Here is a 22,014-nt window from a genome sequence, read left to right on the forward strand (position 1 = left end):
CGGAAGGTCAGAACGAATCGCCGCATAACTCGTATCATTTCGCAAAACTGCCCTCCGCAGGTGAATAAAGTGTACCTCGAACGTTAAGTCGGGCGACCGCACGACGCGTGCTCCTTCCTTTCAGCGGCCTCCGCATCGACTTTCCCGAGCGATTCGGCGAGTCGATTTCAAGCGTCCGGAAAACTCATCTCCGAGAACCAAGTCGATTTCGTTCGAGAAGAACGCCACGAACCACAGCGACCTTTCGGCGATTCGACACGCGGCACGGCACTGAATGTAGCGAGCCTTTCGTTCAGCCAACGCGTGCTCCCCGCGCTCGGTATCCTGCTTCCATGTCTTCCACGCCGCCGTATCCTCAGCCGCACGGCGACGACCCTCACTCCTTGGCCCTCGAAGCCTTCGTGCAACTCAGCGAAGCCGTCGGCCTCCAAACCGACGTCCACGCGCTCGCGCGGCAAGCCATCCACGTTCTGTGCACGCACTTTCCGGGCGGGAGCGCCGCGTACTACGAACGCGACGGGAACTTGTGGAAGATGCGGGTTTGGAGTGACGACCTCGGTGAAGACATCGTGCGGCAACTCACCGAGGGCGTGACCGACCGCTTGCCTGGAATCGCCGCCGTCCTTCGCGAACGACAAGCCGTGTTCGCCGACGTCTGGAATCCCGAAGCGCAACAAATTCGGGGCAGCGAATCCTACGACATGGCGGCCAGCGTGCCCCTCATCGTCGCCGGGCAAGTTCGGGGCGTGCTCGGACTCGGCGTTCGCGGCAGCCAAGCTTGGCAAGAACACGACAAGGCCCTCGTCCGCGCCGTCGGACGAAGCCTCACCCTCGCGCTCGAACGCGCCTACCACGTGCAAGCCCTCGACGAGGAACGCCTGGCCCTCGCGACGTTCGTCACGTACACCGAGGCGGTCGGAACGGAAATGGACGTGGACTCCGTGGCGCAGCACGCCATGACCGTCCTGAGCGCGCGCTTTCCGCACGGAAGTTGTGCGTACTACGAGCTCGACGGCCAAGTCTGGCGCGCTCGGGCCTGGACGGGCGACATGCGGAGCGACGTCCTCGCCATGATTCAAGCCGGTGTTCCCGCCGACCTGCCCTTGTTCGCGCGGGCGTCGCAAGCGAAGGCGCCCCTCTTCGTCGACGCCTGGAATTCCCGCGAGGAGGGAGTGGAGGTCACGGACGAGTACGGCGCGGGGGCCGCGTACCCGCTCGTTCACGAGCAGCACGTGACCGGCCTGCTGGCAGTTGGCCTTCGAGACACCCGCGAGTGGTCCGAACGCGACAAGGCCCTCGTCCGCGCCGTCGGACGAAGCCTCACCCTCGCGCTCGAACGCGCCAAGCAAGCCGAGACGCTCAAATCCCAAGCGTCGGAACTCGAGGCGCGCACGAAGGCGCTGGAGGGATTCGCCCAGCTCACGCGCGACCTGAGCCTCAACACCGATCCGTACGCGCTCGTTCGCCGCGCTCAGCAACTCGCCGTGACGCTCCTGCCCGACGGATTCGCGTTGTACTACGAGCCCGAGGGCAGCTTGTGGCGCTTGAAAGCGCAGGTCGGAAGTCTCGGCAGCTCGTCCCTTCAAGCGATCATCGACCGAGGTCTGTCGTTCGAGGAGACGCGTAATCTGTTGCTGCCGTGGACGCGCCAAGAACCGTACTACCAAGACGCCTACGATCACGCGACGGACGGGGTCGCTCACCTCACCGCTTCGGTGCAGTCCACGGCGTGCCTGCCCGTGCTGGTGGCAGGTGAACCGCGCGGCGTCTTCGCGTTCGCGCTGAACCGTGCGCGGGTATGGTCCCGCGTCGACAAGGTCACTTTGGAGAGCGTCGTTCATAACCTCGGGCTCGCGCTCGAACGCACGCAAAGCCTCGCCGAACTCGCCGAGGAGCGACGCAAGCTCGCCGCCGCCAACGAGGAACTCGAGGCCTTCTCCTACTCGGTCAGCCACGACTTGCGAACGCCCGTGCGGCACATCACGAGCTTCGCCGGACTGCTCCGCAACTCGCTTCGAGGACAAGGCGACGACAAGACCGAGCGGTACCTGGACGTGATCGACCAAGCCGTCCGCCGCATGGATACGTTGATCGAGGCGATGTTGAATTTGGCGCGCACGTCACGGCTTCCGTTGCGCTTGGTCGTCGTGGACCTCGACGCCCTCGTGGCGGCCGTTCGAGCGGACTTGGAGATGGAATTCGTCGATCGGGACGTCGAATGGCTCGTCCAACCTCTTCCGCTCGTGATGGGCGACCATGACACGCTCCGCCTTGTGCTGATGAACTTGCTGTCGAACGCCTTGAAGTACACCAGGGACAAGAGCGTCGCACGGATCGAGGTGTGGGCGCAGGACGCGGCAGGCGAATCACGCGTGTTCGTGCGGGACAACGGGGCGGGGTTCGATCCGCAGTACGGACACAAGCTGTTCAGCGTGTTCCAGCGACTGCACCGAGCCGAAGAGTTCGAGGGCGTGGGGGTGGGATTGGCGAACGTGCGGCGAATCGTCGAGCGGCACGGCGGACGCGTGTGGGCCGAGGGACGGCCGAGCCGAGGAGCCACGTTCGGTTTCTCGCTTCCGAAGCATCGCTGAACGGCGAGCCCTTTCGGCGCTTCGCGTCACCAACACCCACGAGTCTCGGGGACGACGCCGAGTCGGTGCGGCCTCAGTCGAGACGCTTGGCTTTCAGGGGATGCGGACGTGTCGGTCACGCTGAAGATGTACACTCACTCCCGCGCCGAGGGTCGCAACGCGGCGTCGTTGCACGTGACGGCCGGACTGAATGAAGTGCTTGATTCGAACTCGTAGCAGTAGCACAGGGGTCACATGAGTGAGGGAAACAAAGAAATTCTCGCGCCGGCAAGTGCGCGAATGTTCGAGTTGGTCTTTCCGAAGGACACGAATTACCTCGGCACCGCCTTCGGCGGCTTCGTGCTGAGCCTCATGGACAAGGCCGCCTCGGTCGCCGCCGTACGCCACGCGCGAACGAACGTCGTCACCGCCCGCATGGACGGCGTGAGCTTTCACGTCCCCATCAAGGTCGGAGACGCCGTCGCTTTGCAAGCCCGAGTCGTGAAGGTCGGGCGAACGTCCATGACCGTGCAAGTCGACGTGTACCGCGAACACCTCGCGACGGGCGAGCAGCAACTCGCCACGTCCGGCACGTTCGTGTTCGTCGCCGTCGACGCTTCCGGCAAGCCCACTCCCGTCCCGTCCTTGGAAACGCCTTCGGAGGTCGCCGAATGAAATTGACCTTCGTGCGGCACGGCGTCACGGAGTGGAACACCCTCGGACGTTGGCAAGGCCACTCGGACAATCCGCTCAGCGAGGCGGGCGAACACCAAGCCCGCTTGCTCGCACGGCGCCTGAAAGGCCAGTCCTTCGATCTCGTGTACAGCTCCGATCTCGTGAGGGCGAGGCGAACGGCGGAGCTCGCCTTGCCCGGCGTCTCGGTCCTCGTCGACGAGCGGTTGCGCGAAGTTCACTTCGGCGAGTTCGACGGTCGGACCTTCGACCAGATCCGCTTGCACCCCCTGTTCGCCACGTGGGCCGAGCGGCCCTTCGAAGTGCCCACGCCGAGCGGCGAAAGTCTGAGCGAAGTCGTCACCAGAGGGCTCGCGTGGGCGTCCACGTTGCCCGACGGCGCGAACGTCGTCACGTTCACGCACTCGCTCTTCATCCGCTCGCTCGTGTGCCACCTCATCGACATTCCCTTTCGCTCGTCGCCGCACCGTATCTTCCCGGTGCCTCTCTCGACGCCGCACACCTCGCTCACGGTCGTGCGCCGCGCCGAGAACGACTGGACGTTGGAGCGTCTCGGCGACGACAGCCACCTCGAACACTGGACGTCGAGCGACGCCTCGCAGCAAACTTCGCAGCATTCATGACGACTTCACGGTACGCTGAGGATATGAAGCGCGCCATTGCCGTCCTCGCCGTCCTGAGCTGCTCTCTCGCGTCCGCGCAAACCGTCGCGGAACTCCTCACCGTCACGGCCATCCAGTCGACGCTCGACAAGACGCTCACGATTCGCCTTCCGACCGGAACGAGCTTCGTGAGCAACCGCGCCTACGCCGACAAGCTCGCGCCGAGCCTGCTGGCCGCCGAGTCGCCGAAGTTCGGCGAATACCAGCTGTTCGTCGCTCGCGGCTACGCCACGCGCCTCGCCGACGCGTACGTCGCCAACCTCAAGACGAGCTTCGCCGCGTCGGGCTTCATGGAGAGCGCCTCGCGCACCGTGAAGGTCGGTGCCGACACGTGGACGCGCACGGACTTCGCGAACGACGAGGGCCGACCGATGGCGCTGTTCGTCACGAAACGCGCCGACGGCGTGTACTTCCTGACGGCGACGGGCAAGTAATCTCGGCGAGACGGCTTCGCGATACGATGGGCGGCACATGAACGCCGCCTTCTTCGACAATCACATGCACACGCCGCTGTGCAAGCACGCGACGGGCACGCCGCTGGAGTACGCGAAGGCGGCTCTCGACGCGGGCCTGCGCGGCGTCACCTTCACGGATCACATGCCGATGCCCGCTTGGTACGACGCCGACTGGAGAATGCGGCGCGATCAATTGGACACGTACGTCGCGATGGTTCGCGAAGCGCAAGAGGCGTTTCGCGGACGACTCGACGTGCGCCTCGGCTTGGAGGCCGACTTCCATCCTGGCACGGAGCGCTGGCTGGAAGAGGTGCTGAGCGCGCATCCGTGGGACTACGTGATCGGAAGCGTGCACTACATCGGCGCGTGGGGCTTCGACAATCCCGAGTTCAAGGACGAGTACGATCGGCGCGACCTCGACTCGCTGTACCGACACTACTACGTCCTCGTGGAAGGAGCCGCGAGGTCAGGCTTTTTCGACGCGGTCGGTCACCTCGACCTTCCCAAGAAGTTCGGTCACCGTGACACGAACGGCTCGGCGGCTCTACGCGCGCTCGACACGGTCGCGACCATGGACGTCGCCTTGGACTTCAACACGGCCGGTTGGCGCAAGGACGTCGCGGAAGCCTACCCCGCGCCGAACCTCGTCCTCGAAGCGGCCGCGCGAAACATTCCGTTCGTGCTCGGCAGCGACGCGCACCGTCCCGAAGAAGTCGGGCACCGCTTCGAGGACGCCCGCGCCTCTCTGAGCGAGGCGGGCGCCGCGATCGTCACGTTTCGCGGTCGTGAGCGTCAGCATGGATAAGAAGAGCGTCGTGAACGTCCTGAAGGCCACGGCGGACTTACTGGAACTCCTCGGTGAGGACGGCTTTCGAGTCAGCGCGTACCGCGCCGCCGCGCGGTCCTTCGAGGCGATCGAGGACTTCGACGACGTCGCCGCGCGAGGCTTTCGAGGCGTGCCGAAAGTCGGCGCGACCCTCGGCGCCGAGCTGCGCACCTTCGCGCAGACGGGCGCGTTGCCGACCTTCGAGGACGCGGCGGCGCAAGTGCCGCCGGGCGTGCTGAGCTTGTTTCGCGTGCGCGGCCTGGGTCCGAAGAAGATCGGGGCGCTTTGGAGCGCGGGCATCGACTCGCTGGAAGTGCTGCGCGAAGCGTGCCTCGACGGGCGCGTCGCCGCCCTCAAGGGCTTCGGCGCGAAAAGTCAGGCGAGCATTCTGGAGAGCGTGGAGTTCGCGCTGCGCGTGGCGGGCCGTCAGCACCTCTCGACGGCGGTGAGCGTCGCCGAGAAGTTGTGTCAAGTGCTGGAGGCGTTCGAGCCGCGCTTCGCGGGAGGCTTGAGGCGCGGGATGGAGAGCGTGGAGAGCGTCGACCTCACGGTGACGGCCCGCCGTGAGGAGGTGGAAGCGGCGCTGAAGCCGCTCGTCGCGAACCTCGCGCACTCGGACGCCACCCCGGTGTGGAGCGGCGACGTGAACGGAGTGCCGATCGAAGTCGGCTACGCGGCGCGAAGCGCGCGCGGAGCGATCGACCTCGTCCAGACGGGCGGGGCGTACCGCGATCTGGCGGTCGGGCGAGCCGAGGAGCTCGGGCTGAGCTTGACGGGCGCGGGTTTGAAGCGCGGCTTGGACGTGTTCGACACGCCGACCGAGCGGGACGTCGTGGCGCGGCTCGACCTTGATTTCGTGCCGCCACCGTACCGTGAAGTCGAGCACGCGGGCGTCTCTGGATTGCCGTCCGAGGAAGCATTGGTGGGGGTTTCCGACGTCCTCGGCCTCCTTCACACCCATTCGACGTGGTCGGACGGGGCGTCGAGCGTGCGCGACATGGCGGCGGAAACGAGGCGCTTGTACGGCGCGGACGCCTACCTGGGAACGGGCGACCATTCGCGTGGCGCGGCGTACGCGAACGGGATGAGCGTCGATCGGCTTCTGGCGCAGATCGCCGAGGTACGCGCCTTGCAGGCCGAGGGATTCAAGATCTTGGCGGGCGCCGAAGTGGACATTTTGGAGGACGGCTCGCTCGATTACCCGGACGATGTGCTGGAGCGACTCGACTACGTCGTCGCGAGCGTCCACAGCCTGTTCCAGATGAGCCGCGAGCGGCAAACGGAGCGGCTCGTGCGGGCCGTGTCGCATCCGCTCGTGACGATCCTCGGGCACCCGACGGGACGCTTGCTGCTGCGCCGCCCGTCGTACGACGTGGACTTGGACGCGGTGATGAGCGCGGCGAGCGAGCGCGGCACGGTGATCGAGATCAACGCCAACGCGTACCGACTCGACCTCGATTGGCGCGAAGCGCTGAAGTGGAGAGGACGCGTGAAGTTCGCGATCAACACGGACGCGCACGTCCCGTCGGGCTTGCGGGACGTGCGTTTCGGGGTGATGGTCGCGCGCAAGGCGGGCCTCACGCGCGACGATGTCGTCAATTGCTTGTCGTACGAAGACTTCGCGTCGTTCGCGAAGCGTAAGCGTTCGGGCGCATGACGTTCGGGCGTACGCTCAGAGCGTGCGCTGCGGAATCGGGTCTACCTTGACGAAGACGACGCGGCCGTTCGCTTCGATGCGCGCTTCTCGCAGCTTGCCGTCGTAGCTCACGCGCACGCCCGGCAGGACGCGCAGACCGCCGACGGCAGCGTATGACGTGTTGTTCAGCAGGCCGGTGACGAGCGTCAGGGTCTGGTCGCCGAGGCGGACGGTGACGCTGGTGCGCGTGAAGCTTTCGACGCTGCCTCCGAGCGCCGTGAGCAGCGCGCGTACCGGCGCGTACGCCGTGCCGTTGGCGGTCAGGACGCCGTTCGCAGGCAAGCGCAGCACTTGGGCGGGCGGCGCGGCAGGGGTCGCGGCGGGGCTGGGAGCAGTGACCGGAGTCGCGGTCGAATTCGTCGGAGTGATGGCAGGTGTGGTGGTGGCAGGCGGGGTGGTGGCACCGGCCCCCGTCCCAGCGGGCGGCACGGACGTCCCGGAGGGCGCCGTGACGGGCGGAACGGCCGCGGGCGGTCGGGTCGGCGCGGGAGGTTGGGCGGGCGTGACCGTCACGGGGGGCGGCGGCGAGATGGGCGTCGTGACGCGGACTTGTGCGCGAACGGCGCGTTCTTCCGGCGTGAGGGCGCGGCCCCAAGCGCTGGAAACGGATCGAGCGGACGACCACTCGCTCGCGGCGAGCGCGGACGTGCTGGGAAAGGTGATGACGCGGCCGTCGTTCGGCGTGACGACGAGCTGGCCGAGGTCGCTCACGGCGATCGCCGTGTCGATGCGGGCGCGGGCGTCGAAGCGCCACTTCTGTGCTCCGGTCGGGTCGAGCGCGGTGACGATGCCGCGCGTGTCACCCACGAGGATGGTGCCGTCGGCGAGCTGCACGGCGGGCGCGGACACGGGTCCGTTCGCGTCGAACACCCACGCGGCCGTTCCGTCTTTGCGCAGAGCGTAGAGCTTGCCGTCGAAGCTGCCGACGACGACGAGCCCTTCTTGGGTGATGATCGGGCTGGCGTTCACGAACAAACTCGTTCGGTAGCGCCAGCGTTCCTTTCCGTCGGGCGACAAGGCGTAGACGTTGCGGTCGGCCGAGCCGAAGTAAATGTTGCCGTCCGTGTCGATGGCAGGACTGGAGAAGACGCTGGAGCCCGCTCGGAACGTCCACTTTCGCTTTCCGTCGGCGCTCAGGGCGTACACCGTGCCGTCTTGCGAGCCGAAGAATATCGTGCCGTCGAGGGCGATCGCGGGACTGGAGAAGATCGGCGCGCTCGCCTGGAAGGACCAGACGAGTCGGCCGCTCGGGTCGAGGGCGACGACGCGCCCCGCACTGGACGCCACGACGAGGCTGCCGTCGGTGCGAAGGGCGGGCGACGCGAAGATGTCCCCGCCGACGCGGAAGGACCATGCCAGTTTGCCGTCGGGCGTGACGGCGTAGACGGAGTCGTCGTAACTGACGGCGTAGACGCGACCCGAGGCGTCTACGACGGGCTGGCCCCGGCTGATGTCACCGAGGGCGAACGTCCACTTTTCGTTGCCGAGCGGGTCGATTCGGCGCAGGCGGGCGTCCGCGCCGATGAAGAACAAGTCTCCATTGGGGGCGATCGTGACGGAGCTGAGGGCTTTGAAATCCTTTTGCCAAGAGACCGGAGGGGCACCTTGAGCGAAGGAAACAGCCGTCACATGAAGTAATCCTAAAGCGATAGTCCATCGAACTTTCATGAAACGACGTTCTCCTTTATGAGACCTTTACGCAGTCTGGCGGGTGTCTTTTCCCAGGTAGACGATACTACGGGCGGTTTCTACAATGCGAAGTGCAATGAAAAAGATTCTCATGATTGCATTGATGCTTGCGGCGACCGGGAACGCCTTCGCTCAGACGGACTCCACGCAGTCCACTGAGACGCAGTCGACCGACACTCCGTCGACGGAGACCGAAACGACGGACACCGAGTCGTCCGCCGCTCCGACGCTCAGCGCCGCCCAATTGTTCCAGCGCGCGCAAGAGCAAGCGGTTCAAGCCGAAGTCGCGTATCCCGTGTCCTTCTACGACCGCACCCTGTGGAAGGCCGCCGTGAACGACGCCGTCTCCGCCGCCACCAGCGAGCCGGGCAATCGTGATTACCAATCGTACGCCGCGCAACTGCTCACGAAGACGCAGTGGTGGATCGCTGCGTACAACGCCTGGCTGCGCCTCGGCGAACTCACGGATCAAGAAAAGGCCATCGCCAGCCTCGCAGCCGCCAAGCTCGCGTACCTCGCGCTGCAAAACGGCAACCGCGACGCGGCCCGCCAATACGTCACGCAAGGCCAAGCGTGGCAAAACAATCAATCGCTGCAAGACATCTCGACCCGCCTCGGCCAGTAAGAGAGCGGTGACGACGAGAGGGTGACATTGGTCACCCTCTCGCTTTGCTTGGCGCGGCCGCTCCCACCTGCCCGAGCGCCGTCAAGCCAGCGCGGCGTCCAAGCGCATCGCGCGACTTCCCGTCACACTCTTGCTCACGAGAATGCGGGCGGGAAGTCGCTCCGAGAGGCTCTCGACGTGCGTAATGATGCCGACGACACGGCCACCCGTTTGCTGCTGCTCGATGATGTTCGCCACGGCGTCCAGCACCTGCGGATCGAGCGTCCCGAAGCCCTCGTCCAGAAACAGCGCCCCGAGAATCGCGTTGCCCGCCAAGTAATCGCTGAGGGCGACGGCGAGCGACAGCGACGCGAGGAACGTCTCGCCGCCCGACAGCGTCCTCACCGAGCGGATCTCGCCGCCGTTCCAAGCATCTTGCACGCTGTACTCGCCGCTCTCCAACCGCAGCTCGTACCGTCCATCGGTGAGCTGCGACAGCAGCGTGCCCGCCCGCTCCAGCAATTCCTCCTCGATCTCCGCGAGCAGGAACTGCGGAAACTCGTTCGCCCGCAGCGCCGTGGCGAGTTCGGCCCACGTGTCGAGTTCGAGCGATAAGGCCTTGGCTTTGCGTTCGAACTCCGCCTTGCGCGCGAGCTTCACCTCGCCGTCGCGCGCGCGCTGGCTCGCCGCGCCCACTTCTTTTCTGGCGGCCACGAGCGCGGCCTCGGTCGAGCGAGCCGCCGCCTTCACCTGCTCGTACTCCTGGGGATCGAAGGTTCGTCCCGCCAGCTTTTCGTCGAGTTCGGCCAGGGCGCCCTCCACCCGCTCGCGCCGCCCTTGCCACACGCGGTGTTCGTCCTCCAGGCGCCGCACCTGCACTTCGGGCAAGGCCGCGCGGCGCGCCTCGGCTTCGGAAAAGCCCAGCGAGGACAACGCGCTTTCGACGGCCGCCGACGTTCGCGCCCGCTCCTCTTCTCGCTCGGCCGCGTCGCGCTCGGCGTTCTCGTGCGCGGTCGTGGCGCTCGCGAGCTTCGCGGCGGCGCGCGCTTCGTCTCCCCGAGCTTTCTCCATGCGGTTGCGCCGCCCCTCGATGTCCGCCTTGACCGCGTGCGCTCCGCGCGACGGGTCCTCGCCGAGATCGCGAAGTTGCGCCGCGAGCCCCGCGAGAAGACGAGTCACCTCGTCCTTCGCGTTCGCGTCGAGAATCGTCCGAGCGGCTTCCACGGTACCGCGACGCTTCGCGACGTCCTCGCGGCGGCGTTCGAAGTCGCTGCGGTCCCGCGTCAGAGAGTCCTTCTCCGCCGTGAGGCGCGCTCGAGTTTCGGCAAACTTCTCGCGCAGACTTTGCCGCTCCTCCGTGAGCCGCTTGGCCTCGACTTCCAAGGCGGTGACGTCGGACGCGCTCGACGACGGCAAGACCTTCACGGTCTGCTCGCACAAAGGGCAAGGCTCGCCGACGTGCAAGTGCCCGCGCAGCGAAAGCGCGCCCGCTCGGCGGCGCGCGTCTTCCAACGCCGCCACGGCCACCTCGCACGCCGCGCCGATCTCCTTGCCGAGCGCCGTCACCTTCGAGAGGTTCACCTCCAACGCGGCGAGGTTCTCGCCGCGCAGCTTCATGCGCAACTCGAACGCGGCGAGTTCACGCTCCTCGGTCGCCACGAGCTTCGCCTCGGCGTCGAGCGCGTCGAGCTTCGCCGCCTGCGCCTTCATGGCGACGAGGGCGTCCTCGTCCCACGTCCTAGGGCGCGCATGCGAAAGCGACGGCGTGCCGCCATGGCGCCGCAACGTCGCGAGCTTCGCCTCGGCTTCCCGCAGCGCTTGCCAGCGCTCCTCCAAGGCGGGCACGTCCCGTAAGGCGAGTTCGGCCGCCTCGCGCACGCCACGCGCCTCCTCCACGGCCGCTCGCGCGGCGGCGAGTTCACGTTCTCGCTGCGCGAGCGCCGACGCGGCGGACGCGCGCCGTGTGTCCGCCGCGTCGCGCAATTCCAGCAGGGGCAGCAAGCTCGCCACGGAGCGGGCGCGCCGCGCGCGGGCGAGTCCCTCCTCGACGCTCGTCCGTGCGTCTTCGAGCGACCGCGCGTCGACCGCCGCCTTTCGGCGTTCCTCGTGCAAGTTCGCCAGTTCGGAGAGGACCGCCTGACGCTCGGCGAGTTGCGCGCGCACCCCCTCGAGGCGCGCCGCCTCGTCCTCGGCGCGCTCCGCGTCCCGCCGCCATTCTTGCACCGCGTCGGACGTGACGCCCGCGTACTCCTCGTCGAGCACGTTGAGGGTCGCTCGGTGCTCCGCGTCGAGACGCCCCTTGCGCTTGCCCGCCACCTCGGCCATGCGTCCGACGTGGTCGAGGCCCACGAGAAAGCCGAGCAGTTCCCGCCGCTTGCTCGCGGGGCTCTTGAGGAGCTCGTCGAAGCGACCTTGCGGCAAGACGACGGCGCGCGTGAACGAGTCGAAATCGAGCCCCACGACCTTCTCGATGGCCTTGTTCGTGTCGGCCGTCCTGTTTTCCGAGAGGCTCACGAAGCGGTCGCCGTTCCACTCTTCCAAGCGGGCTTCGGTCGCGCCGCCCGACCTGCGCTTCTCGTAGCGACGCGCGGCCGCGTAGCGTCGGCCCGCCACCTCGAACTCCAACTTCACCGCCATGCCCGTCACGTCCCGGCTGTCGAACACGAGCGATCCTTGCCCCATGCGGCTCACGCGCGGCGTGCAGCCGTACAAGGCGTACATCATCGCGTCCAGAAGCGCGCTCTTGCCTCCGCCCGTCGGACCGACGATCCCGAAGAGCTCCAAGCCGTCGAAGTCGATCTCGTGATGGCCTTGGTAGCTCAAGAAGTTCTGCATCGTGAGCTTCAGCGGCTTCACGTGCCCACCGCCTCGACGTCGGCGTGCTCGTCGACCACGGCGCGATTCGCTTCCTCGAACGCGCTCAGCAGCGTCTCGGGCAAGTCCACGCCCTTGCGCTCGCGGTAGTAGCGCTCGAACAGTTGAGGCAGCGAAAGCCCTTCGCGTTTGGCGCGCTCGCTCTCCCTTCCCGCGTCGCCCTTGTCGACCTCCACGGCGAGCGCGTTCGGCGCGAGGCGAAGCACGCGGTCCTTGAGGCCCGGCAACGGCGCGCCGCCCGGCACGTCTACCACGACCTTGAGGTGGCCGGGGAAGTCTTGCACGCGCGCGAGCTTGGCCTCCAAGTTGTCGGGCGTCGCCCGCACGACCTTGAGCGGCTTGCCGCTGGAGAGCTCCAAAAAGTGCGGACGCGCGGGACGGCCCGGCTCGACTTCCACGATCATCACGCCCTTTTGCTCGCCCGCCTCACCGAAGTCGAGTTGGACGAGGCTGCCGGGGTAGTACGCGGGCACGCTCTCCGACGGCTGTTGCGGCTTGTGGATGTGTCCGAGCGCCACGTACTGCGCCGCTTGCGGCACGTTCTGACCGGACACCGTATACGCGTTGGAAAGGTCGAACTGGAAGTCGCGCTCGCTGCCTGAAGGCCGCGCGCCGTCCATCGTGCCGTGGAACATCAAGGTGTTCACGGCGTTCGGCCGAAACGACTTTTCCAGTTGCTCCAAGAAAAACGCCATGCCGGAACGGTACTTCTGACGCCACGCGCCGACGTCCGCGCCCATCACGTCGGCGAGTTGCACGATGCGGCGCTCGGGGAGGTACGGCAAGGCGCCCACGACGAGCTCGGTTCCGTCGCGCGCCGTCAAAGTTCGAACGAGGTCGCGCGGATTGGGCGTGGGCCGCGCGACGAGTTGCGTTCCCACCCAACCCAGCAAACCTGCCAAGCTCGCGAGGCGGTTGGCGGAGTCGTGGTTTCCGGCGATCGCCACGCTCGGAATGCCGAGCTCCTTGAGGCGCAAGAAAAACTCGAAGACGGCGTGCTCGGCGTCCGCGCCGGGGTTGACGGTGTCGAACAAGTCGCCCGCCACGAGCACCGCGTCCACCTTCTCGGTGCGCGCGAGTCCCGTCACCTCCTGAAGCGCGTCGCGGATCTCGGGGGTGCGGTCCGCGCCGCGCAACACCCGCCCCGCGTGAAAGTCGGCCGTGTGAAGAAGTCGCATCCAAAGTATTATGCCCTACCCGAAATGAAGGCAGGGCGAAGATGTGAACAAACTTGGAGCTCAGCGCCGTTGGGACGTGCGCACGCGAACCTTCTCCGTCTTGGGACGGCGCGTCGACAAACCCGCCGACACGAGGACGAGGAGCACCAGAGCATCCAAAGCCAGGGAGAAGTCCATGCGGCAGTATAGAGGCGCCTTTCTCTCAAAACTCTGACAGACGACGCGAAAGCCATTCTGTTATTCTCTAAAGTCGTGACGGTCGAAGTCCTGAAAGTGCGCGGTCAAGTCAACAAAGTTCGCTTTCGCGCGGAAAGCGGCTTCGCGATCTTTTCTGCCTCCATCGAGAACGAGCAGGGGCGCGACGAGGACGCGACCCTCGTCGGTAGCGTTCCCCCGCTCGAGGCAGGCGATACCTTCCAAGCCGAGGTGACCTTGGAAGAGCACAAGGACTACGGCTATCAATACCGCGTGGCGAGCATGATCCTCGACGACACGCCCGTGCAGCTCAGCGAGGAAGGCGTCGCCGCGTACTTGGAGGCGCGCGTGAAGGGAGTCGGCAAGGTCTTGGCGGGCCGAATCGCCAAGACTTTCGGCACGGCCACCTTCGAGATCATTTCCGAGGAGCCCAAGCGTCTCCTGCAAGTGCCGGGCGTGACCGAGTCGACGCTGCACAAGATCGTGCAGAGTTGGGAGGACGCGGGCGGCGAGCGCAAACTGCTCGCCGGTCTGCAAGGCCTCGGCTTGTCGATCTCCCAAGCGCAGCGGGCCTTGAAGCACTTCGGCGGCGCGGCCCTCGACGCGTTGCGGCAAGACATCTACGCCCTCACAGAAGTCGAGGGCATCGGGTTTCTCACCGCCGACAAGCTCGCCGTGGGGCTCGGCATCGACGACGACGATCCCAGGCGTCTCGTCGCGGCGAGCGTGTACGCCCTGCAGCAAGCGCAGCAGACGGGCGGACACACCTATCTGCCCAAGGAACGCGCTTTGAAGGGCTTGTCGCACTACACGCGCGTGTCCGCCGCGCAAGCGCAACTCGCGTTGGAAAGCGCCGTGGAACTCGGGCGGGTCGTCGACGACGACGGCCGCGTCTACCTTCCGCACGTCCTGCGCGCCGAGAAGAAGCTCGCGAGCGTCGTTCGTACGCTGCTCGCCACGCCGCCGAGCGACGAGTGGACGGTGCGCAAGGAGGACGCCAAGGGACTGAGCGACGAGCAGGCGAAGGTGTTGCACTTGCTGCAAGACCACCGCCTCGTCGTCCTCACGGGCGGTCCCGGCACGGGCAAGAGCACGACGACCCGCAAAGTTGCCGACCTCGCCGAGAAGCTCGGGCTCGACGTCGCCCTGTGCGCTCCGACGGGCAAGGCGGCGCGGCGCCTCGGGGAAGTCACGGGCCGCTCCGCGAGCACCATTCACCGTCTGCTCGCCTTCGGTCCCGACGGCTTCCGCTTCGGGCACATGGAGCCGTTGCTGTACGACCTCGTGATCGTCGACGAGGTGTCGATGTGCGGCGACGCCCTGCTGCTCGCGCTGCTGAACGCCCTCGGGCCGGGCACGCGGGTCTTGCTGGTCGGCGACGCGGATCAGCTTCCGCCCGTCGACGCGGGCTTGCCTCTCATCGCCCTCGCCGAGACGGCGCCGACCGTGCGTCTGTCACGCGTGTACCGACAAGCGCAGGAAAGCCCCATCGTGTCCGCCGCGCACGGCTTGCTGCACGGCCAGGCGCCGACCTTCACGCACAAAGATCTCCGCCTCGTGGAGCTCGACCCGGACGGCGCGGCTCGTCGCGTCGCGGGACTCGTGCGCGATCTCGGCGGGCCGATGAGCGTTCAAGTCCTCTCCCCCATGCGCAAGGGGCCGCTCGGCGTGGAACTCCTCAACTCGTCGCTTCAGGCGACCTTCAATCCCGGCAGCGGTGGAACGCGCATCGGGGACTTCGAGGTGCGCGCGGGCGACCTCGTCGTCCAGACGAAGAACGATTACCAAAACGAAGTCTTCAACGGCACCCTCGGCATCGTCTTGAGAGAAGGCGGCGGCAAGGTGCAGGTGGACTTCGAGGGCAACGTGGTGGAACTCGCGGGCGCGGAATTGTGGAACCTTCAGCTCGGCTACGCCCTCACCGTGCACCGAGCGCAAGGCTCCGAGTGGCGCACCGTCTTGTGCGCGCTGCACGAGTCGCACGCGAACATGCTGTCTCGCAACCTCGCCTACACCGCCCTCACGCGCGCCCGCGAAAACTTCGTCGCCGTCGGATCGAGTCGCGCTTGGACGATCGCCGCGACGAGACAGCGAGAAGTGCGGCACACGTACCTGCTCGAACGAATCCGTGGCTGAGTCCAACCGCGCCGATCGTCGGGCCTGAACAGTTCGCCGCGAGCGTTCATGGGTCGTTCAAGCCTCCTTTCCTACCTTGATGGTCGAAGGGGGTAGGACATGAACACGAACGAACGAGGAACGACGACGGCGGCGAAGTACGAGGGTGGGCGTTCGACGAGCCACGCGCTCTTGATGGCGGCGGTTTTGCTGGCCGGAGGTTTGCTGGTCGGTGGGGCCGAAGCGCGGTCGGCGAGCTACCTCGTCGCCGGGCAGGACATGAGTGCGCAAGCCCAAAACGTCGTGGTGAGCCGCGACGGCGGAGGGACGGCGACGCACGTCTTCGTGAACGAGATGCCGCTCGGCCTCTCGACCTCGGGCTTTCCCGGTTTCTTCGGAAATCTCGCCTCGACCACGCCCGTCGGCAGCGCGTTGAGACTGCGCGTCGTCGTGCCGGAAGGGGAAATCACCGCGTTCGACACCGTGCCCGAGCGCCCGACGCTCGCCGCGCCGACGAGCGGCCCTTTGAACGTCGGCGCGCCCATCACCGTCCGCTGGAATTCCGCGACGTCCCCGGACCGCTTCACGGTCGCCGCGACGTGGTCATGCGGAGCGGGGTGCGGCGCCGGCAAGACCTTCGAGGCGGCGGGCGCCGCTCGCGCGCTCACCATTCCCGCGAACACTTTGCCGGCGGACACGACCGTGAAGTTGCGAGTGTACGCGTACAACGACGGCACGGAAACCTTCACGGGTCTCGCCGCGCCCGGATCGCGCATGGCGATTCGCAACGGCGACGAGCGAGGCGTCGACCTGCGTACCACGTCCGCACCATCAGGGCGACCCGATCTCGTCGTGACGGCAGCCAGCATCGACGTCGCCTCGACGTGCCGGCCGTACGCCCCGATTCTGTACGTCAAGGCGGAGGTGAAAAACATCGGGACGGCCGCGAGCTCGGTGCCGTCCTCGGACGTCGGAATGGTGAGCGCCCTGCACGCGTCGGGCAACGGGTGGGGCAACGGCGCGAACGTGCCCGGCCTCGCGCCCGGTGAAAGCACCGTCGTTCGCTTCCCGATCTACTACCTGGCGTCCGACCCGACCTTCATGCCCGGTCGGCACCGCTTCGCCGTCGCCGTGAACGCGGGAGGCTGGATCGAGGAGTCGAACACCGCGAACAACGCCTACGGCGTGGTCACCGTGAGCGTCCCCGCAGGGTTGTGCTCGGCGGGCAAATAATCGACGTCCAAGCGAGGAGGTGCGTTCGCCGCACCTCCTCGCTCGCCGAAAGCGAGGAAGGCGACTTGTACCGCACGCCTTCTTCACGCTCTTGTCACCTCGCGGGGCAGAGTCACGGCCACACTGACCGCATGAGCGACGAGACGAAGACGACGGACGAGGCGACGACCGGACACGGCGAAGGATCGGGCCTCACCAAAGTCCGGCCGGGCGAGGCGCATCCCGAAACGAGTCAAGGCGGTACGGGCGCGAGCGGCAACGCCTTGGAGAGCGAGCCGGACTCGGCGCGAGAGAAGATCCAGAACGAATCGAAGTGACGCGCGGCGCGCCGTATACTTGCCCCAATGACATTCGATTTCATCGTCGTCGGGGCGGGTTCGGCGGGATGTGTCCTGACGCGCCGCCTCGTGGACGCGGGCGCGAGCGTGCTGCTGCTCGAAGCGGGCGGGCACGACCGCGATTTGCGCGTCACCGCTCCGGCGGCGTTCTCGCGAACGTTTCGCACGCGCTTCGATTGGGCGCTGGAAACGCAGCCTCAGCGGCACCTCGACGACCGCCGCCTCTTTTGGCCGCGCGGCCGGGTGTTGGGTGGGTCGAGCAGCATCAACGCGACGATTTGGATTCGCCCGCCGCAAGAAGACTTCGGCGCGTGGGGCGAAGGTTGGTCGTGGACGGACGTCCTGCCCGCCTTCAAAGTGATCGAAACGTTCGACGGCGGTGAAAGCGCCACGCGCGGCGGCGACGGAGAGTTGCCCGTGGGAGCGCGGGCGTTCACGCATCCGCTGTCGTACGCGTTCGTGGAGGCGGCGAGAAGCGCGGGCTTCGAAACGCGTCGGTCGTTCAACGACGGAGCCATCGAAGGCTTCGGCTTGCTGGAGTGCAACCACCGAAACGGCGAGCGCGTGAGCGCGTGGCGGGCGTTTCTCGCGCCGCTCGTGCCGCACCCCAAGCTCACGGTGAAAACCAACGTGACGGTGTTGCGCGTCGACTTCGAAGGCAAGCGCGCCGTCGGCGTGACGATTCGAAGCGGCGGCAAGACGCGAACTCTTCGGGCGGGCGGCGTGGTCCTCGCGGCGGGCGCCGTGCACTCGCCGCACTTGCTGATGCTGTCGGGCGTGGGGCCGCGCGAGAACTTGGAGCGCGTCGGAATCGACGTGGTCCTCGACGCGCCGAGCGTAGGGCGCAACTTGCAAGATCACTTGGCGGCCCCGCTGATCTTCTCGGCGCGCGTGGCGACCCTCGACTCGACGGCGCTTACCTTGCGCGCCGCGGCGCGCTACCTTCGAACGCGTGAAGGGCCGCTCGCGTCGAATATCGCCGAGGCGGGCGGATTCATCCGGTCGACGCCTGACCTCGCGCTTCCCGACGTGCAGTTTCTGTTCGGTCCCGCGTACTTCCGCAACCACGGCTTCACGCGCGAGCGTGGCGACTTCTTCTCGCTCGGGCCGGTTCTCGTGACGCCGAAGTCACGGGGCGAAGTGACGTTGGAGACGAACGACCCGACGCGTCCACCCGTCATCGATCCGAATTACCTCAGCGCCGAGGAGGACCTCGACGCCCTCGTGCGCGGTCTGGCCGTGGGACGTGAGATTTCTCGGTCGCAGCCTCTCAAGGGATTTCGTAGTGAGGAAGTCCTGCCCGCGCATCCCAACCTCGAAGCGCACGTCCGAGCGGAAGCGCAGACGCTGTACCACCCGGTGGGAACGTGCGCTCTGGGCGTCCGCGCGGACGCCGTGGTGTCGCCTCGCCTCGCCGTGCACGAATTGCAGGGATTGTGGGTGGCGGACGCGTCCGTGATTCCGGTGATTCCGCGCGTGAACACGAACGCGGCGGCCATGATGATCGGTCAGCGCGGCGCGGAGTTCATTCTGAGGGACGCACCGTGACGTCGGTCAGCAAAGCGTCGCGGGGCGTGGAGAGCACGGCGAGGATCGTGCGGGCGACGCTGCTCGGCCGGATGTAAACGTCAGGTTGATACGCGCCGCCTTCCTGTTGGCGAACGTGGCGCTGCATGTCCGTGGCCGTCCGGCCCGGATACACGGTCGTGACGCGCACGCCCCGACTCGACTCCTCGCCGCGCAAGGCGTCCGCGAGGGCTTTGAGGGCGAACTTGCTGGCCGCGTACGGTCCCCAACCGGGCGAGGCATTGAGGCCCGCTCCGGAATTCACGAAGACGACGTGACCGCGCGCCGCGCGAAGCGCCTGGAGAAGCAGGCGGGTGAGTTCGGCGGGCGCGAGGACGTTCACGCGCATCGTCTCGTCCCACACGTCGGCGGGCGTCTCTGCGACCGTGCCGAGTTCGGCGACGCCCGCGTTGTGAATCAGGACGTCGAGCGCTTCGAAGGGCGGGAGGTTCGCGGCGAGGTCGGCGGGCCGAGAGAGGTCGAGGGCGAGCACGCGGGCATTCGGAAACTCGGCGCGTAACGCGGCCAGCTTTTGATCGCTGCGTCCCGTGAGGACGAGGTCGTGCGTCGAGGCGAGCGAGCGGGCGAGTTCGAGTCCGATGCCGCCCGTCGCGCCCGTGACGAGCGCCGTGGGTCGTGAAGTCATGCGGGCAGGATAACGTTCTCAGCGCGCGAAGTCGCGCAGGAGCATCGCGAGGCGAATCTGCACGGCGTGATCGAAGTGACGCGGATCGAGGCCCGTGAGCAGTTGCGTCTTGTCGAGGCGGTACGAGAGCGTGTTGCGGTGGATGCCGAGGGCCTTCGCGGTCGGCAAGGGATGGCAATCGTGCTGAAAGAAGACGTCGAGCGTGAACAGCAGTTCGGCTTCCGCGTCGAGCGGCGTCAGTAGGTGGCGGGCGAGGTCGAGCTTGATGCGCTCGTCGGGCACGCCGAGAAACGCGGCGACGCCGAGCGCGTCGAGGCTGTACACCCGTCCGTCGCCGTGCAGTCGCCGCCCCAGCGACAAGGCGGCCTGCGCGTCTTGATGCGAGCGTGCCAAGCCGCGCAGGCCGCGGTGATAGCGTCCGAGCCCGATGGTGACGTGACGTCCCGTGTCTACTTGCAGTTGCTCCAGCAGTTGCGTCGCCGCGCGTTTGAGCGCGGCGAGGTTCGACCATGAAGGCGTGCGCGCCTCGTCGTCTTCCGCCCACGTTTCCAGGTTGCGTGAATCGGACGCTTTGAGAACGGCGACTTCGCCGCGTCCGAGATACGTGCAGATCGTGTCGAGCGGCAAGCGGAAGAAGCCTGCCACGCTTCCGATGACGAGGTCGGCGCGGCGGCGCGATCGCGCGTCGTCCTCCCCGTTCGAGCCGAGGATGAACTCGGCCGCGTCCACGAGAAGCACCGCCCGTGGCGGCGCGAGGTCCATGCCGAGCAGACGGGCGCGAGCGGTCGAGCTGTCCTCGCTGACAGCTTCGCCGAGCAGCAAGTCGTGCAGCAACTTGTCCTTGAGTTCGGGGCCGTGCGGAAAGTCTTCGCGCGCGCGCGCCTGATTCACGAGCAGTTCCACGACCGAGCGTGCGAGGCGAGGCGAGATGATTTCCTCTCCGGTTCCCTCGCCGACCACGACGTGACCGTGGCGATCGGCGACGCGGAAGGGCACGCGCAGCGTCGATTCGTGCGCGACGGTCGACGACGCGTCGTCACTCGAGGCGACGACGCCGCCTTGCGCGTCGAGGACGGTCGTGGGTGCCGACAGCAGTTCGGCGGCGCGTCGGCTGATTTCGCGGGCGATGCGTTCGAACGGGGGACTGGGAGGGTGCAATTTTGTGACCTCGCCTCATTGTGCAAAGGGGCGCGTCCTCCTCGCGTGCCGAGGAGGACGTGAAGTCTTGAGCTTCCCTTTAACGTCGAACGACTGCGAGGGAATCAGCCTTCGAGCCAGATGAATCGCACGAGCAGCAAGGCCGCGACGAAGTACAGCAGCGGATGCACTTGCTTCGCCTGGCCGTTGAGGGCCTTGATGGCGACGTAGCTCAGCACGCCGAAGCTCACGCCGTTGGCGATCGAGAAGGTCAGCGGCATGGAAATCACCGTGAGAAACACGGGGATGGTCGTGGCGTAATCGTCCCACTCGATGCGCGCGAGACTCGAAAGCATCATGGCGCCCACGAGGACGAGGGCGGGCGCGGTCGCCGCGGCGGGCACCGCTCCGGCGAGCGGCCACAAGAAGATGGCGAGCAGGAACAGCAGGCCCACGACGACGGCGGTCAAGCCCGTCCGACCGCCTTCCTCGATGCCGCTGGCGCTTTCGATGTACGCGGTCGTGGTGGACGTTCCCATGAACGCGCCGAACATCGCCGCGAGACCGTCGGAAATGAACGTGCGTCGCGCGCGCGGCATGTCACCTTCGGGCGTCATGAAGCCCGCTTTGTTCGCCAGGCCCGTCAAGGTGCCCGTCGCGTCGAAGAAGTCGACGAAGAAGAACGTGAACACGACCGACAAGAGGCCCAAGCCGAGCGCGCCGCCGATGTCGAGGGCCCCGACGAGGTCGTGCGGCCAGATGGGCGCGGCGACGATGCCGTTGCCGAAGCCTTGGAAGGGCTGCAACGCGCCGTTCGCTCCGCCCGCGTAGACGGGCGCGCGCGTGATGATCGCGAGGACGGAGCTCGCGGCGATGCCGATCAGGATCGCGCCGACGACGCCGCGCGACAAGAGCACGGCCGTCACGATGAGGCCCAAGATGGCGACGAGAGCAGGCGCCGAGCGCAAGTCGCCGAGCGCGACGAACGTCGCGGGATTGGCAACGATGATGCCGGCGTTCTTCAAGCCGATGAAGGCGAGGAAGGCCCCGATGCCCGCCGTCACGGCGAACTTCAAGGCCGATGGAATGGCTTTCACGACGGCCTGACGAGCGCCGAGCGCCGAGAGGATCACGAACAGCAAACCGGAAATGAACACCGCTCCGAGCGCCGTCTGCCACGGAATCTTCTGACCGAGGACGACGCTGAAGGCGAAGTAGGCGTTGAGGCCCATGCCGGGCGCCTGCGCGAAGGGGTAACGCGCGACGAGGCCCATCATGAGCGAACCGAACGCGGCCGCGATCGCCGTCGTGACGAGCAACTGCACGAAGGCGTTCGGGACGTTGATGGCCGGCCCGAGTGTCGACGGGTTCACGAAGAGGATGTAGCTCATCGTGAGGAACGTCGTGACGCCGGCGCGGACTTCGCGGGGAATCGTCGAGCCGCTGGAGCGAATACCGAAGTACTGCTCGAGCCACCCACCGATCGGCGAGCTTTGAGTATTTTGCATGTGCTTCCTGTTCCGCCCGCCTCACGCGG

Annotated in this window: 17 protein-coding genes; 11 read left to right on the plus strand and 6 right to left on the minus strand. The window is 66.9% G+C overall.

Annotated features, from left to right (window positions below):
• Positions 1–332 precede the first annotated feature (332 nt).
• The 6 genes from DES52_RS14240 to DES52_RS14265 all read left to right on the plus strand — a co-directional run bounded on the left by DES52_RS14240 (position 333) and on the right by DES52_RS14265 (position 6,863).
• Positions 333–2,591: an ATP-binding protein gene (locus tag DES52_RS14240; protein WP_110887490.1), complete on the plus strand. Its 2,259-nt coding sequence runs from the start codon at positions 333–335 to the stop codon at positions 2,589–2,591.
• 234 nt (positions 2,592–2,825) lie between these two features.
• Positions 2,826–3,245, plus strand: a complete 420-nt coding sequence (locus DES52_RS14245) for an acyl-CoA thioesterase (protein ID WP_110887491.1) — start codon at positions 2,826–2,828, stop codon at positions 3,243–3,245.
• The gene (locus DES52_RS14250) at positions 3,242–3,886 is read left to right on the plus strand and encodes a histidine phosphatase family protein (RefSeq protein ID WP_110887492.1); all 645 of its coding nucleotides are present in this window, start codon (positions 3,242–3,244) and stop codon (positions 3,884–3,886) included. The genes DES52_RS14245 and DES52_RS14250 overlap by 4 nt, the downstream gene beginning before the upstream one ends.
• 23 nt (positions 3,887–3,909) lie before the next feature.
• Entirely contained in the window at positions 3,910–4,359 is a 450-nt protein-coding gene (locus DES52_RS14255; protein ID WP_110887493.1) for a hypothetical protein, read from the plus strand.
• A 37-nt stretch (positions 4,360–4,396) separates the two neighbouring features.
• Positions 4,397–5,185 (plus strand): histidinol-phosphatase HisJ family protein, encoded by a 789-nt coding sequence (locus DES52_RS14260; protein ID WP_110887494.1) that lies wholly within the window; start codon positions 4,397–4,399, stop codon positions 5,183–5,185.
• Positions 5,178–6,863 carry a helix-hairpin-helix domain-containing protein gene (locus DES52_RS14265; protein WP_110887495.1) on the plus strand — a complete coding sequence of 562 codons (1,686 nt, stop codon included), beginning with the start codon at positions 5,178–5,180 and terminating at the stop codon, positions 6,861–6,863. The genes DES52_RS14260 and DES52_RS14265 overlap by 8 nt, the downstream gene beginning before the upstream one ends.
• Positions 6,864–6,878: 15 nt before the next feature.
• On the opposite strand, the gene DES52_RS14270 is transcribed toward DES52_RS14265, so the two are convergent.
• Positions 6,879–8,531: an outer membrane protein assembly factor BamB gene (locus tag DES52_RS14270; RefSeq protein ID WP_170131061.1), complete on the minus strand. Its 1,653-nt coding sequence runs from the start codon at positions 8,529–8,531 to the stop codon at positions 6,879–6,881.
• 136 nt (positions 8,532–8,667) lie between these two features.
• Here DES52_RS14270 and DES52_RS14275 point away from each other — a divergent pair, with 136 nt between their 5' ends.
• Positions 8,668–9,216: a hypothetical protein gene (locus tag DES52_RS14275; protein WP_245901011.1), complete on the plus strand. Its 549-nt coding sequence runs from the start codon at positions 8,668–8,670 to the stop codon at positions 9,214–9,216.
• An 81-nt stretch (positions 9,217–9,297) separates the two neighbouring features.
• Here the strand turns inward: DES52_RS14275 and DES52_RS14280 are convergent, their stop codons facing one another.
• On the minus strand, positions 9,298–12,051 hold the full coding sequence (locus DES52_RS14280; RefSeq protein ID WP_110887498.1) for an AAA family ATPase: 2,754 nt from the start codon (positions 12,049–12,051) through the stop codon (positions 9,298–9,300).
• A complete protein-coding gene (locus DES52_RS14285) occupies positions 12,048–13,247 on the minus strand; it encodes an exonuclease SbcCD subunit D (protein WP_110887499.1) in 1,200 nt (399 codons plus the stop codon). Before DES52_RS14285 ends, DES52_RS14280 begins: the two co-directional genes overlap by 4 nt.
• Before the next feature lie 252 nt (positions 13,248–13,499).
• Here DES52_RS14285 and recD2 point away from each other — a divergent pair, with 252 nt between their 5' ends.
• The 4 genes from recD2 (at position 13,500) to DES52_RS14305 (ending at position 18,676) form a co-directional block, all read left to right on the plus strand.
• Positions 13,500–15,578 carry an SF1B family DNA helicase RecD2 gene (gene recD2 / locus DES52_RS14290; RefSeq protein ID WP_110887500.1) on the plus strand — a complete coding sequence of 693 codons (2,079 nt, stop codon included), beginning with the start codon at positions 13,500–13,502 and terminating at the stop codon, positions 15,576–15,578.
• Between the two features lie 99 nt (positions 15,579–15,677).
• Positions 15,678–16,790 carry a CARDB domain-containing protein gene (locus DES52_RS14295; RefSeq protein ID WP_110887501.1) on the plus strand — a complete coding sequence of 371 codons (1,113 nt, stop codon included), beginning with the start codon at positions 15,678–15,680 and terminating at the stop codon, positions 16,788–16,790.
• Between the two features lie 131 nt (positions 16,791–16,921).
• Entirely contained in the window at positions 16,922–17,107 is a 186-nt protein-coding gene (locus DES52_RS22595) for a hypothetical protein (protein ID WP_146237301.1), read from the plus strand.
• Positions 17,108–17,134: 27 nt separating this feature from the next.
• A complete protein-coding gene (locus DES52_RS14305; RefSeq protein WP_110887503.1) occupies positions 17,135–18,676 on the plus strand; it encodes a GMC family oxidoreductase in 1,542 nt (513 codons plus the stop codon).
• On the opposite strand, the gene DES52_RS14310 is transcribed toward DES52_RS14305, so the two are convergent.
• From DES52_RS14310 to DES52_RS14320, 3 genes are all read right to left on the minus strand, one after another.
• Positions 18,654–19,340, minus strand: coding sequence for an SDR family oxidoreductase (locus tag DES52_RS14310; RefSeq protein WP_110887504.1), 687 nt, complete (start codon positions 19,338–19,340; stop codon positions 18,654–18,656). The two genes, DES52_RS14305 and DES52_RS14310, sit on opposite strands and share 23 nt — an antisense overlap.
• 18 nt (positions 19,341–19,358) lie before the next feature.
• A complete protein-coding gene (locus DES52_RS14315; protein WP_170131062.1) occupies positions 19,359–20,498 on the minus strand; it encodes a PucR family transcriptional regulator in 1,140 nt (379 codons plus the stop codon).
• Between the two features lie 104 nt (positions 20,499–20,602).
• Entirely contained in the window at positions 20,603–21,985 is a 1,383-nt protein-coding gene (locus DES52_RS14320) for an NCS2 family permease (protein ID WP_110887505.1), read from the minus strand.
• Positions 21,986–22,014: the final 29 nt, after the last annotated feature.

It is taken from the genome of Deinococcus yavapaiensis KR-236 (genome assembly GCF_003217515.1).
GTDB classification, from domain to species: domain Bacteria; phylum Deinococcota; class Deinococci; order Deinococcales; family Deinococcaceae; genus Deinococcus_A; species Deinococcus_A yavapaiensis.

What these genes read in the sequence shown, in the direction of transcription:
- DES52_RS14240 (WP_110887490.1), top strand. Translation starts at nt 333, where the DNA reads ATGTCTTCCACGCCGCCGTATCCTCAGCCGCACGGCGACGACCCTCAC.
- DES52_RS14245 (WP_110887491.1), top strand. Translation starts at nt 2,826, where the DNA reads ATGAGTGAGGGAAACAAAGAAATTCTCGCGCCGGCAAGTGCGCGAATG.
- DES52_RS14250 (WP_110887492.1), top strand. Translation starts at nt 3,242, where the DNA reads ATGAAATTGACCTTCGTGCGGCACGGCGTCACGGAGTGGAACACCCTC.
- DES52_RS14255 (WP_110887493.1), top strand. Translation starts at nt 3,910, where the DNA reads ATGAAGCGCGCCATTGCCGTCCTCGCCGTCCTGAGCTGCTCTCTCGCG.
- DES52_RS14260 (WP_110887494.1), top strand. Translation starts at nt 4,397, where the DNA reads ATGAACGCCGCCTTCTTCGACAATCACATGCACACGCCGCTGTGCAAG.
- DES52_RS14265 (WP_110887495.1), top strand. Translation starts at nt 5,178, where the DNA reads ATGGATAAGAAGAGCGTCGTGAACGTCCTGAAGGCCACGGCGGACTTA.
- DES52_RS14275 (WP_245901011.1), top strand. Translation starts at nt 8,668, where the DNA reads ATGAAAAAGATTCTCATGATTGCATTGATGCTTGCGGCGACCGGGAAC.
- DES52_RS14285 (WP_110887499.1), bottom strand. Translation starts at nt 13,247, where the DNA reads ATGCGACTTCTTCACACGGCCGACTTTCACGCGGGGCGGGTGTTGCGC.
- DES52_RS14295 (WP_110887501.1), top strand. Translation starts at nt 15,678, where the DNA reads ATGAACACGAACGAACGAGGAACGACGACGGCGGCGAAGTACGAGGGT.
- DES52_RS22595 (WP_146237301.1), top strand. Translation starts at nt 16,922, where the DNA reads ATGAGCGACGAGACGAAGACGACGGACGAGGCGACGACCGGACACGGC.
- DES52_RS14305 (WP_110887503.1), top strand. Translation starts at nt 17,135, where the DNA reads ATGACATTCGATTTCATCGTCGTCGGGGCGGGTTCGGCGGGATGTGTC.
- DES52_RS14310 (WP_110887504.1), bottom strand. Translation starts at nt 19,340, where the DNA reads ATGACTTCACGACCCACGGCGCTCGTCACGGGCGCGACGGGCGGCATC.
- DES52_RS14320 (WP_110887505.1), bottom strand. Translation starts at nt 21,985, where the DNA reads ATGCAAAATACTCAAAGCTCGCCGATCGGTGGGTGGCTCGAGCAGTAC.